This window comes from Flavobacterium sp. MDT1-60 (genome assembly GCF_014844035.1).
In the GTDB taxonomy this organism is placed as follows: domain Bacteria; phylum Bacteroidota; class Bacteroidia; order Flavobacteriales; family Flavobacteriaceae; genus Flavobacterium.
On record NZ_CP062159.1, the window covers coordinates 133,017 to 145,892 of the forward strand.

At 32.5% G+C, this 12,876-nt stretch carries 10 protein-coding genes; 2 read left to right on the plus strand and 8 right to left on the minus strand.

The genetic code is table 11. The annotated features are described in order from the left end of the window. Positions 1-184 precede the first annotated feature (184 nt). The 6 genes from IHE43_RS00540 to IHE43_RS00565 all read right to left on the minus strand — a co-directional run bounded on the left by IHE43_RS00540 (position 185) and on the right by IHE43_RS00565 (position 7,472). Entirely contained in the window at positions 185-634 is a 450-nt protein-coding gene (locus IHE43_RS00540) for a thioredoxin family protein (RefSeq protein WP_192186190.1), read from the minus strand. Positions 635-904: 270 nt separating this feature from the next. Beyond that, the gene (locus IHE43_RS00545) at positions 905-1,357 is read right to left on the minus strand and encodes a thioredoxin family protein (RefSeq protein ID WP_192186191.1); all 453 of its coding nucleotides are present in this window, start codon (positions 1,355-1,357) and stop codon (positions 905-907) included. Positions 1,358-1,575: 218 nt separating this feature from the next. Further along, positions 1,576-2,046: a thioredoxin fold domain-containing protein gene (locus tag IHE43_RS00550; RefSeq protein ID WP_192186192.1), complete on the minus strand. Its 471-nt coding sequence runs from the start codon at positions 2,044-2,046 to the stop codon at positions 1,576-1,578. A gap of 52 nt (positions 2,047-2,098) precedes the next feature. Further along, on the minus strand, positions 2,099-3,586 hold the full coding sequence (locus IHE43_RS00555) for a peptide MFS transporter (protein ID WP_192186193.1): 1,488 nt from the start codon (positions 3,584-3,586) through the stop codon (positions 2,099-2,101). Between the two features lies 1 nt (position 3,587). After that, positions 3,588-5,264, minus strand: coding sequence for a peptide MFS transporter (locus IHE43_RS00560; protein WP_192186194.1), 1,677 nt, complete (start codon positions 5,262-5,264; stop codon positions 3,588-3,590). Between the two features lie 36 nt (positions 5,265-5,300). Beyond that, positions 5,301-7,472 (minus strand): S9 family peptidase, encoded by a 2,172-nt coding sequence (locus IHE43_RS00565; RefSeq protein ID WP_192186195.1) that lies wholly within the window; start codon positions 7,470-7,472, stop codon positions 5,301-5,303. Between the two features lie 181 nt (positions 7,473-7,653). Between IHE43_RS00565 and IHE43_RS00570 the strand changes: the two genes are divergently transcribed. Together IHE43_RS00570 and IHE43_RS00575 are read left to right on the plus strand one after the other, a co-directional pair. After that, a complete protein-coding gene (locus IHE43_RS00570) occupies positions 7,654-8,967 on the plus strand; it encodes a hydroxymethylglutaryl-CoA reductase, degradative (RefSeq protein ID WP_192186196.1) in 1,314 nt (437 codons plus the stop codon). Positions 8,968-9,081: 114 nt separating this feature from the next. After that, entirely contained in the window at positions 9,082-9,999 is a 918-nt protein-coding gene (locus IHE43_RS00575; RefSeq protein ID WP_192186197.1) for a GYDIA family GHMP kinase, read from the plus strand. Positions 10,000-10,041: 42 nt separating this feature from the next. Here the strand turns inward: IHE43_RS00575 and IHE43_RS00580 are convergent, their stop codons facing one another. Together IHE43_RS00580 and IHE43_RS00585 are read right to left on the minus strand one after the other, a co-directional pair. Next, positions 10,042-10,476 carry a hypothetical protein gene (locus IHE43_RS00580; protein WP_225585316.1) on the minus strand — a complete coding sequence of 145 codons (435 nt, stop codon included), beginning with the start codon at positions 10,474-10,476 and terminating at the stop codon, positions 10,042-10,044. 287 nt (positions 10,477-10,763) lie between these two features. Continuing rightward, the gene (locus IHE43_RS00585; protein WP_192186199.1) at positions 10,764-12,863 is read right to left on the minus strand and encodes a peptidylprolyl isomerase; all 2,100 of its coding nucleotides are present in this window, start codon (positions 12,861-12,863) and stop codon (positions 10,764-10,766) included. Positions 12,864-12,876 lie beyond the last annotated feature (13 nt).

Genomic DNA, 12,876 nt, shown 5'->3' on the forward strand with positions numbered 1-12,876 from the left:
TGTTGACAGCCTCTCCAAAAATAAACCTGAACCGTGTTTTAGAAGACTTACAACCAAAAATAGTTATTGCGGACGGCTCTAATTCGTACTCACTTCAAAATACTGGAAAAGTTCCTGTCATAAAAAAAGAATCCCTTTTCATTCTACAAATGAAAAGGGATTCTACAAATTAAACTGAAGATGATTATTCCGGATTCAAAATCAGATTAGATTGTTTTAGCCACGCAATTGCTCCTCCTGGTCTATATGGAAGTTTACCTAACAAATTGAAAGTCGTTTTCTCCTTTCTAACAGAACCTATGGTAAAACAAACCTCAGGTAATTCATCCACACCAAATGCTCCTTTTAATTTAGTATTCTGTTCTCTTTCAGCATCTGAAATCTTAGGATCTGACAAGTCAAGCTTTACTAAAATAACATTTTCTCGCGACCAAACTGCAAAATCTGGAGTATTAAATATTTCAGTTTGAATTTTTTGTGGTGCCCCTTCAATCGTAAAATATATTAAGAGCGGTTTTTTTTGTTCCATACCTGCAGCAACAGCATCTGTCATACTCGTTTTCCAAACTAAGTTTTGTGCATGCGTAAGAAATGTACCTAAAAAAAACAGTAGGAATAGTAATTTTTTGATCATAATAATTTGGGTTTTAAGTAGGTTTATGCGACTAAATTAATATAATATCTCTACCAAACAAGTGTTATTTAGACAAAAAAGTTAATAAAAATACAAAAAAACGGAATTTATTAATAAAACATCAAATTTTTAAGGAAATGAAAAAAAATCATGCAATAAATTACAAAACTCTTTGTAACAATTACAATCTATTTCAAAAAAAATCCCCTTTTACCAATCAGGTAAAAAGGGATTATACAGATTAAATTAATCAACTTAATTCAAAGCTTATTATTCACTTGGATGTAACAGTGCGTTTGATTCTGCAATCCACGCTTTTGCTCCACCAGGCCTATAGGCAATTTTCCCTAAGGCACTAAACGTTGTTTTGTTTTTTCGGATGGATGCCAGTGCAAAACACACTTCAGGTAATTCTTCGACACCAAAAGCATTCTTAAGTTTTATATTTTGTTCTTTATCACCATCTGATGCAGATGAGTCAGACAAATCAAGTTTTACTAAAATGACATTATCACGCGACCAGACTGCAAAGTCGGGCGTTTTAAATATTTCATTCTGAAGATTTTCTGCTACACCTGAGGCAGTGAATAAAATTAACATTGGTTTTCTTTGTTCATTACTGATAGCAATTGCGTCAGTCATATTAGTTCTCCAAACTAAGTTCTGAGCATGCGTAAAAAATGAACCTAAAAAAAATAGTAGGATAAGTAATTTTTTGGTCATATTATTTCGATTTTGGTTAGATTAGTTAAGACGAAATTAACATATTATTTTAATTTTCCAATTTTAATTAATATAAAAAATACATAATGTGTTTTTTTAATTACAATAAAATAACAAATTAACAATTAGCCATAAAATTAAGGACACCTTTTCTTACTAAACAAAAAAAATCCTTATACAAAGTATAAGGATTTAAAGTATTTTAATCTTAATTTTATCTAATTAGTGCTTTTTTGAGCCACAATTCCATTAGCAACTGCCAACCATGCACCAGGCCCACCGGCAACATATCCTGTCTGACCAAGACCTTTAAAGTTTACTTTTCCATCTTTCGCTTCTGCACTTGTAAAATAAATGGTAGGGAATCCCTGAATTCCAAAAGCTTGTTGCAGTTCGTTATTCTGAGTTTTGATTTCAGGAGTTTGAGGTGTTCTTCTTGGATAATCTAATTCAACTAAAACTACATTTTCAGCGGCCCATTTTGTAAATTCAGGCGTTTTTAAAACTTCATTTTGCAAACGAATACACCATCCACACCAATCGCTTCCTGTAAAAAACATCAACATTGGCTTATGCACTTTATTACTCTCAGTAATAGCTTCTCTTACATCAGTATACCATTTTAACTCTTGAGATTGCATTGCAAACACATTGGTTAAAAAGAAAGTAATCAAAAATATTTTTTTCATGCTGCTTTAATTTTCTACAAATTTAAACAAAATATCTATTGGTAAATCTCGTCTATTTTACTTCTTGCATTAATTTTTTAATTAATGGTGTTGTCACAATCAAAACGATACCCGCAATAAGCGAATAAAGCGCCAACTGATAATACCCATCTGTATAGGCAATAAGTTTAGACATTAAAGTTGTTCCCGTATTTGCATTTGACATTTCTGAACCTAACTTTCCTGCCGCTAATTGACCAAAAGCACTTGAAAGAAACCATAACCCCATCATCATTCCAAACAAACGTTTAGGCGACAATTTAGTAATTACCGACATTCCAATTGGGCCAATACATAATTCTCCAAGCGTGTAAATCAGGTATCCTAAAGCAAAAACATTTAAAGAGCTTAATCCTTCCGGATTAATAAAAAATCTGGCACTGTAAAAAATAAAGAAACCAGCTGCCAATAATATAAAAGAAAGCCCAAATTTGATTACGGTATTAGGCTCAATTTTTCTTTTGTATAGAAAAATCCATAAAATACCAACCAGAGGACTAAAAATAATAACATACAAGGAGTTAATACTATTATTAACCACATTCGGATCAATATTAAAAAACAACAATTTGTCTGATAAATTGTCTTTTGCAAATAAGGACAAAGATCCTCCGGATTGCTCAGAAATTGCCATAAACATAAAATACCCAAAGATAAAAATGAAAGCCGCTAATAATTTATATTGCTGTTTTCTTTCCTTGATTTTCAATAATTCAAAGAAAAAATATCCTAGTGCAATCACCCCGATAGTATACATGAAATAATCGGTATAATCAGAATTTATTACCATGATATATATAAACGGAATTACCACTATTGAACCAAGATAAACTGCAATCTCGTTCATTCTTCTTCTTTTAGGAGTTTGCCCTTCTAAAGGAGAGTTTCCAATTGGAGCCAAATGTTTTTTGGTTAAAAGAAATGTAACCACTCCAATAATCATAACAACAGCCGAAGAAAGGAAACATAAACTCCAGGAATAATTTTTCCCTAAGTAAATCGGAATTGCACCTCCAAGCATTCCACCAATATTGATTCCGGCATAAAAAAGCCCATAACCAGCATCTCTGCGTCCGTCACTTTCATGATATAACTCTCCTACCATTGAAGATACGTTTGGCTTAAAAAAACCTGTTCCAATAATCGATAAAGTTATTCCGTAATAAAAGAAGTCATGAGGTGAAGCTGCAATAAGCAAATTCCCCAAAATCATGATAATTCCACCAAAAAGTAATGATTTTTTGAAACCTAAAACTTTATCAGCAAAGATTCCACCAATAAAAGTAAAGGCATATACAAAAGCCTGAATAGCTCCGTATTGAAGATTAGCTTTTCCTTCAAGTAAACCTAATTGATCTACCATGAAAAAAGCCAAAACACCTCTCATTCCGTAGAAGCAAAAACGCTCCCACATTTCAACCAAAAACAAGTACCACAATTGTTTTGGGTACTTGCCTTTAAAATTTTGTATTTGCTCTAATGTAATTGTATTGCTTTCCATATTATCTAACCCCGTGCATCATTTTTTTCAAGAACGGAGTCAAAGCAAATAATATAATTGCAGCGATACCTGTAAGAACTACAAATACCATAAAGAACTCATATAAGTTATGAATTTCGAATCCGGCAAAAAAGTGATTATGCGCACTAATCTGATGTTTTTCTAAAAGAGATAATTGCTCTGCAGTTGGCACAATTTTATTATCTAAAACTGCCTGAAGATCGATTCCTAATTCTTTTGCTTTTGCAAATTTATCTCCGGTTGCAGGCAAGATAGAACCTAAAGTTCCTCCTAAAGCATAACCCGAAGCATTTGACAAAAAGAATACTCCGTAAAGAAGCGAAGCAAAACGTTTTGGAGATAATTTACCCACCAATGATAACCCAATTGGAGATAAACACAACTCAGCACATGTATTTAAGAAATACAATAAAATAAGCCATTTTACTAAAAGCAATCCAGAAGTTCCAATGTATGAAACCTGAGTTGCGATCATAAAGAAACTGATCGAAATTATTACTAAGCCCGCCGCCAATTTTACCGGCGAAATAGGTTCTCTATCTTTCGCTCTTAGAGTATCCCATAAAATACTAAAAGGCACTGCCATAATCACTACAAATAATCCATTAAAAATCTGAACCATTGATGGTGGCATTAAGTAACCAAAGAAATGTCTGTCGGTTTGATTATCTGCAATAAAAGTTAATGAAGAACCAGCCTGCTCAAATGCAGCCCAGAAGAAAATAATAAAAAATGACACTATATAAATTACAATAATTCTGTCTCTCTCAATTTTAGTCAATGAAGTATCAGAGATAATTAATCCGGCCAATGCCAATCCACTAGAATAGATTAAAGTATAAATTAAGTTTTGACCTACAACATAGTGGAAAAAGAAACCTAATGCAATAAATGCAATTCCGGCAATAGTTAAAGCTTTATTAGAAAAATTAGCTTTTTGCGCTTCTCCTTCTTCAAAATCTGCTGCTACATTTTTAGAAGGCAATCCTCCTAATGGCCTTCCTTCCGGAGAAACCACATATTTATTTTTTAAGAAGTAAAAAAGAACTGTTCCGATAAGCATTGCCGCTGAAGCAGCTAAGAATCCCCATCTGAAAGCATGAATGTCTCTAATTCCGCCAGCATCTTTTACATCTCCCAACAAAGGACAAATAGACTGTCCTAAGAAAGCTCCCATGTTAATTCCCATATAGAAAATCGTGAAAGCGGTATCCAATTTTGTTTTTTCTTGTTTCGGATATAAACTTCCCACCATACTTGAAATATTTGGCTTGAAGAATCCGTTACCAAAAACAATGACACCTAATCCACAGTACATAATAGCTTTAGCCATTTCTAAATTACCTTCAAAAATACTTCCACTAGTAAACAACAACATTTGCCCTGTTGCCATCAATAACCCACCTAATAAGATACAATTTCTGTTTCCTAAAAAACGGTCAGCAACAAAACCGCCTAACATTGGCGTTAAATAGCAAAGCCCCAGAAAACCACCATAAATTAATGAAGCTTCTTCTTCTTTCATTAATAATGAGTTCACAAGAAATAAAGTCAATAAAGCTCGCATTCCATAAAAATTGAATCTCTCCCACATCTCCGTTCCAAACAATACCCAAAGTCCTTTTGGATGCGCAGTTTTTACTTGAGTTTCTCCCATATTATTCATTATTTATTTAAGGTTAAAAGATTTAGATTATAAGTTTTCTTTGATAAAGTTAGTCATTTTATTATAAAGCTGAATTCTCGTTTTACCTCCAAAAATACCGTGATTTTTATCTGGATATATCTGAGAATCAAATTGTTTATTAGCCTGAATTAACGCTTCCATCATTTGCATTGAGTTTTGCACATGAACGTTGTCATCACCTGATCCGTGAATCAATAAAAATTTACCTTTTAATTTATCAACGTGATTTATTGGAGAATTATGATCGTATCCGCTTGCATTTTCCTGCGGAGTCTGCATGTATCTTTCTGTATAAACACTGTCATAAAAACGCCAGTTTGTTACAGGAGCTACTGCAATTGCCATTTTGAAAACGTCGTTTCCTTGAAAAATACAGTTTGAAGCCATAAAACCTCCATAACTCCATCCGAAGATTCCAATTCTTGAAGCATCAACATATGGATAAGCTCCAATTACTTTTGCGGCATCAATCTGATCTTCAACTTCATATTTTCCGAGTTCTTTTTGAGTAACTTTTTTGAAATCAGCACCTTTAAAACCAGTTCCTCTTCCGTCAACACAAGCTACAATATAACCTTGCTGTGTAAGTGACAAAAACCAATAATCATCAGAATTATTCCAGTCGTTATTTACTTGTTGAGATCCCGGACCAGAATATTGGTACATAAAAACAGGATATTTTTTAGAAGCATCAAAATCTTTTGGCTTTAAAATCCATGCATTAAGTTCGTTTCCTTTAGCCGTTTTTAAAACGAAAAATTCTTTTGCAGGAAGATTATACGATTTTAGCTTATCAGCAAGTGCCTGATTATTTTCGATAACCTGTATTTTTTTTCCAGTTTTTGCCTCGTTTAAAGTATAAGTTGTAGGCTGTAAATTACTTGAGAAAGTATTAATGAAGTATTGGAAATTAGGGCTGAAAGTCGCAACGCTTGTTCCAACTTTTGTAGTTAAACGTAATTTATTTTTTCCGTCTAAACCAATTCTGTAAATATCTCTGTTGATTGAACCATTTTCTGTAGATTGATAGAAAATAGTTTTTGTTTTTTCGTCAAAACCGTAGTAAGATACCACTTCCCAGTTTCCTTTTGTAATCTGATTTTTAAGTTTTCCTGTTTTATCATATACATAAATATGATTAAAACCGTCTTTTTCGCTTGTCCAGATAAAGCTATTATCCTTTAAGAATGTCAAATTATCTGTAACATCTACATAAGCTTTGTCTTTTTCATTTAATACCACTTTTGCAGCAGCTGTGGTTCCGTCTACAAATAACAAATCAAGATTGTCCTGGTGGCGATTTAAAACCTGAGCCGATAATACATTATTATCATTTGTCCATTGTAGTCTGGCGATATAGAAATCATTATAATTTCCTAAATCAACCTTTTTAGTTGAATTTATAGTTGCATCATATATATGTAATGAAACTACTGAATTTTTTTCTCCTGCCTTTGGATATTTAAACGTTTCAATGGTTGGATATAAATCTTTATGAAACATTGACATTGAAAATTCTGGAACAGCGCTTTCGTCAAAACGAATATAAGCTAGTTTTTTACTGTCTTTACTCCAGTCAAAAGCCCGGACAAATGCAAATTCTTCTTCATAAACCCAATCCGTAATACCATTAATAATGGCGTTTTTCTTTCCATCAGTAGTAATTGCAGTCGATTTTTTAGAAGCTGCATCATATACATAAAGGTTATTTTCTTTAGCATAAGCAATTTTAGTTCCGTCTGGTGAGAAAGTTGGCTCCTGAACCTGAAAATCAAAAAGTTTGATTAATGACTTTGAAGCGATATCATATAAAAAATAATCTGCTGTAAAAGAGTGACGGAAGATTTTATTGGTATTGCATGCAATTAAAATCTTTTTTTCTGAAGCATCAAAAGTATAACTGTCAATTCCATTCGAAAGTTCTTTATGATTTTTTGTATCAATTAAATTAGAAACTTTTTTTAAGGTTGCAAAATCATATAAGTCGATCTGCATACTTCTGCTGGCCTGATCAGCATTTAAAACAGTATATTGATCTGTGTTTTTTAGTGATTGAAGTTCATCCATTCCTTTCGCCTTGAATGCCCCTCCATAAATGTTTTCGACAGTAATTTTTTGTTGTCCAAATACAGTAGCAACTAAAAATAAAAGTACTACCGTTATTTTACTTGTATTCATTAGAATTATTTTAAATATAAAAAGAGCCCAATTTTAGTAAAAAAAATAAACATAATACACATTTTAAGTGTTAAATGTTAAAAAAAATAACGATTGCGTACTTTTCAAACTTCAAATAGATTGTAAACAAAACTCTTAAATTGGTATCTTTGCCGCTACATTATTATTTAATATACTGAAAATGAACAATGCTGTTGCCGGATTCTCTAAATTATCCAAAAAAGAAAAAATAAACTGGATCGCCAATGAATATTTTTCTACCCCAAATGAGGCACTTAATATCATAAGAAATTACTGGAATTCAGATGAGAAGCTTCAACAATTGCATGATGAATTCATCGAAAACACGATCACAAATTTTTATATCCCACTTGGAGTTGCTCCTAATTTTTTAATCAACGGAAAATACAAAACGATTCCAATGGCAATTGAAGAAAGTTCAGTTGTTGCCGCAGCTTCAAAATCAGCAAAATATTGGGCTACCCGTGGCGGGTTTAAAACAACAGTTATTAATACCGAAAAAATTGGTCAGGTTCATTTTACATTTAATGGAGAGGCAGAAAAGCTACAATCTTTCTTTGATCAAATAAAACCTAAATTCTTTTCTGACACACAAAGCATTACCAAAAATATGCAGCAACGTGGAGGTGGAATTTTAGATATCAAACTTAAAGACAAAAGAAGTTTATTAGAAAATTACTTTCAGCTTCATGCCACTTTCGAAACGAAAGACAGCATGGGTGCAAATTTCATTAATTCCTGTTTAGAGCAATTTGCGACAACTTTAAAAGAAGAATTTCAGCAGTCTGATCTCTTTTCAGAGGATGAAAACATTAAAGTAATTATGAGCATTTTATCCAATTATGTTCCGAATTGCCTTGTAAGAGCCGAAGTTTCCTGCCCAGTTAAAGATTTAACTGAGAAACATATTACAGATCCGCAGGATTTTGCCGAGCGATTTGTTCAGGCTGTTCAAATTGCCGAAGTCGAACCTTTTAGAGCTGTAACACATAATAAAGGTATTATGAACGGAGTCGATGCCGTAATTTTAGCCACTGGAAACGATTTTAGAGCAGTTGAAGCTGGTGTTCATGCTTACGCTTCGAGAAATGGTCAATACGCAAGTTTATCACATGCTAAAATAGAAAATGGGATTTTTACTTTTTGGTTAGAAATTCCACTTGCTTTAGGAACTGTTGGCGGACTTACTTCTTTACATCCGTTGGTAAAGCTATGTCTTGAAATGCTTGAAAAACCATCTGCACAAGAATTAATGGAAATCGTTGCGGTTGCAGGTCTGGCACAAAACTTTGCTGCTTTGCGTTCCTTAACAACAACAGGAATTCAGGAAGGACATATGAAAATGCACTTAAACAATATTATCAATCAATTTGAAGCCAACGAAGAAGAACGTCATTTAATTAAATCACATTTTAAGAAAAATGTCGTTTCGCACAGCGCTGTTGTTGAATTTATCGAGAATTTACGAAAATAACCGGATTGAAAAATTCCAAATATTAAAATTTAAATAAATTCCAAATTCCAACCCCTACAATAATTGGAATTTGGAATTTTAAAAATATTGGAATTTCCTTGAAATAATTATAGAATGAAAGAGACCTTTTATAGTAACGGAAAACTTTTAATAACAGGCGAATATCTGGTTTTAGATGGGGCCAAAGCATTTGCATTACCAACAAAATTTGGTCAGGATTTAGTTGTGGAAAATGGCTCAAACCAGGAAATATTATGGAAAAGTTACAATTTTGATGATCACTTGTGGTTCGAAGATACTATTACATTTTCTGAAATAATAAATAATGTTGCGGCAAAAAGCGAAACTGTAAAAACAACCTTAACTAACATTTTACATGAAGCTTATCTTTTAAATCCCGATTTTATCAATAATTCTGAAGGATATAAAATCAGCACTCATCTTACTTTTCCAAAAAACTGGGGATTAGGAACTTCATCTACTTTATTAAATAATGTAGCGCAGTGGACCAAGATTGATGCTTTTACTTTGCTTAAAAACAGTTTTGGAGGTAGTGGCTATGATATTGCCTGCGCTCAAAATAATACTCCTATTATTTATCGATTAGAGCAAAATCTGCCAATCGTAGAAAAGGTAGAATTTAATCCTGAATTTACTAAAAACATATTTTTTGTTTACCTAAATAAAAAACAAAGCAGCAAAATTGCCATCAAAGCTTATTACAACAACAAAAATGAAAATTTAGCAGAAAATATTCAGGATAATAATAAAATTACCAGAGCTATTCTGGAAGCAAAAACACTTAACGAATTTGCACATTTTGTAGAAAAACATGAAATACATTTGAGTAACATTCTGGAATTAAAAACCATTAAGGAAATTGCATTTCCAGATTTCAATGGAGTTGTAAAAAGTCTTGGTGCCTGGGGTGGTGATTTTGTAATGGCAATTTCAAAAGAAAATCCAAAAGAATATTTCACCTCACAAGGATATGAAACAATCCTTACTTATGACGAAATGATTTTGCAGTAATAAAAATATCGGATAACCTATCTTAAAAGCAAAAAAGTGAATTTAATAATTCACTTTTTTGCTTTTAAGATCTTTTGTCTCCAGGCGACGAACCTTCTGGCTTTCCTGCTCATTAGATTCAATAAGCGTATTATGTAAACGTTCTGCCATTTTTTCTATACTATTATTAATAGAATCGTATACTAATTCCATTCTGCGATGTTTCTCTTCTTTAACTGCTTTTAAAACATCTTCTACAAAAATCTTATCGTACTTTTCAGCAACAGAATCACGGGTATTCGTTAGTCTGATAACATAATCGTTACTTAAAATAGTAACCTTAAAATGCTGTTCTTCATTACTTAAATAGTACTTACCTCCCAACTCATCAACATTGATGTCGGTACTGCTGACTTTTAAAAGTTCCGTTATTATTCCATAAATATGATTCTCTATTTTGGAATATACTCTGGGCTTTCTTTTAAAAAAATTAAACATAAAAAACATTAAACACTTGATTATTAAGGTAATTTTCTATCATTTTTTCGCAATTTTTATTTAACATTCATTAAATCAAATCTACTTTCCTAGAACAAAAATTCGAGCAAATTAACTGTATAATTTTGAATATCACAAATTTTTTAAATTATATTTCGATTATTCCTATATAATTAAAGACAAATAAATAGATATTTATTACAAAAACAAGTGGTAATCCTATTAAAGCAGAAAAACCCGAAACATTTAAAATGCTTCGGGTTTTCTTATATTTTATTAAGTACTACTTAGTAGTTAAACTGTAGTCTGTTATCTTCAATTTTAGCATTGTTTTTCAACGCTGGTAAAATTCTGCTTGTATCAGATGCGCTTTGAGCTTTTACTTTTGCCACATATTCTGCATGGTTAGCAATTGCCGGAGCTTTTATAGTACTGATGTTTTTTACAACATATACACCTGTATTTCCTTCAATTGGAGCAGAAACTTTATTTGCAGTTAAAGCAAATGCATTTCCAACAACTTTTGGCTCTTGTCCAACTCCACCAGGTAAAACAGGATTATCCATTGTAACGTTAGCAGCTTGCTGAACAGCTACACCAGCACTTTTAGCAATAGCTTCAAGGCTTGATCCTGTCAATTTAGCTTTTAACATTTCAGCTTTTTTCTTATTTTTCAAGATTGGCTCAACATAAGGTCTGGCCATCGTAACAGATACTAAACCTGATTTGTTTTCGCTTTTATATTGCGCAATTACGTGACCAATATTAGCTAATTCAAAACGTTTTACATCTCCAATGCTAGTTTCTTTGTCAAATGCCCATCTTACAATGTTACGTTGGTTTCCTAATGGACCAAACGCTTCATCCATCGCTTTTGCAGTTACCGGAGCAGCAACTTTTAAACCTAATTCTTTTGCTGTAGCTGCAAAATCTTTATCAGCAGCATCCATTTCAAATTTAGTTGCCAATGTAAATACTTTATCAGAAGTAGCTTCAGATGGCTCAATTTTTTGAGCGATTGTAGCTAAACGAATTCCGTCTTGTTTATCTGTAATTTTGATAATGTGGAAACCAAAAGGAGTTTCTACTAAACCAACTTTTCCAATTCCGTTACTGAATACAAAATCATTGAATGGTTTTACCATTTGATTTGGACCAAAATAGCCTAAATCACCACCTTGTTGTGCAGATGAATCATCAGAACTTGTAAAAGCCAACATCATGAAACTATCAGGATTAGCCTGAACCTGAGCTAAAATTTCTTCAGCTTTAGCTTTAGCTTCTTCTTTAGTTCTCTTTTCTTTTTGATTTGGAGTTTGAGATCCTTCGTAACCAATTAAGATATGACTTGCTTTTGCATTTACTCCAGCTTTAAATCCTAAAGATTTAGAAATAGCGTAGTATCTTCCAAAAACATAAGGTCCATAAATTGCTCCGGCAGGCAAACTGAATAATTTATCAGCATCTACTGCAGGTAAACTATTTTTAGGCACATATGTAGAATCATAAGGAACATCAGAATTTGCATTTACAAATTCTGCAACGTTTGTTGCGCTTCTGAAACCAGCTAAAGTATCATTTTTACCAGTTTTAGCATTGTAAACAACACTTCCATTTAATAATCCTGTGATTTTAGCTTTAATTTCAGCTTCATCTTCTTTTGAAGCTTTATCTTCTACTAAAACATATTGAATCTCACGAGTTTCGTCCGCTTTGAATTTCTTCTCGTTTTTCTTCATGTAAGCTACAATCTCATCATCAGAAATTTTCACATCACTATCTTTAATAGAAGAATACAATGCACCAACATAAGCAAAGTTTACTTTGTTAGCTTCCATTTCGTATTTCAACTTTCCTTCACTAGCAGTTGTGTAAAGTCCAGATTTAATTAACGTATTGTAGATTTGAAATTTTGCGTTCAATTCAGCATCTTTTTCTTTTGCAGAAATATATTGAGCTGCTTCAGGGTTTGTTTTGAAATACTCTTTAAATTTCACAATATCAAACATACCTGCTGCATTAAGGAACATTGGGTTTTTTCCAATATTCGGATCTGCTTTCAAAACTTCAATTAAGTGTTTTTCTCCAACTCTCAATCCTAATTTATCAAACTGAGCTGATAATAATGCGATTGAAACTTCTTGATCCCAAACTCTGTTTGCAGCTTCAGTGGAAGTAATTCCCTGCCCACTTTTTTCAACATTACTAACTTTAACTCTAAAGTCTTCAAATGAAATATCCTTTCCATCGATGCTTCCCACATCTTTTGAACTTTGACCAAAAGTACCGCTGTTGAATAGATCTTGTATTATAAATGCAAATAATGCAAGTGCAATAACTCCTATCAATAATGCGGAACGCTGTCTAATTTTTGCTAAAACTGCCATTTTTATTATCGTT

Excerpts from the sequence above, each read along its gene's own strand:
- IHE43_RS00540 (WP_192186190.1), bottom strand. The coding sequence starts at position 634 with ATGATCAAAAAATTACTATTCCTACTGTTTTTTTTAGGTACATTTCTT.
- IHE43_RS00575 (WP_192186197.1), top strand. The coding sequence starts at position 9,082 with ATGAAAGAGACCTTTTATAGTAACGGAAAACTTTTAATAACAGGCGAA.
- IHE43_RS00580 (WP_225585316.1), bottom strand. The coding sequence starts at position 10,476 with ATGTTTAATTTTTTTAAAAGAAAGCCCAGAGTATATTCCAAAATAGAG.
- IHE43_RS00550 (WP_192186192.1), bottom strand. The coding sequence starts at position 2,046 with ATGAAAAAAATATTTTTGATTACTTTCTTTTTAACCAATGTGTTTGCA.
- IHE43_RS00585 (WP_192186199.1), bottom strand. The coding sequence starts at position 12,863 with ATGGCAGTTTTAGCAAAAATTAGACAGCGTTCCGCATTATTGATAGGA.
- IHE43_RS00560 (WP_192186194.1), bottom strand. The coding sequence starts at position 5,264 with ATGGGAGAAACTCAAGTAAAAACTGCGCATCCAAAAGGACTTTGGGTA.
- IHE43_RS00570 (WP_192186196.1), top strand. The coding sequence starts at position 7,654 with ATGAACAATGCTGTTGCCGGATTCTCTAAATTATCCAAAAAAGAAAAA.
- IHE43_RS00545 (WP_192186191.1), bottom strand. The coding sequence starts at position 1,357 with ATGACCAAAAAATTACTTATCCTACTATTTTTTTTAGGTTCATTTTTT.
- IHE43_RS00565 (WP_192186195.1), bottom strand. The coding sequence starts at position 7,472 with ATGAATACAAGTAAAATAACGGTAGTACTTTTATTTTTAGTTGCTACT.
- IHE43_RS00555 (WP_192186193.1), bottom strand. The coding sequence starts at position 3,586 with ATGGAAAGCAATACAATTACATTAGAGCAAATACAAAATTTTAAAGGC.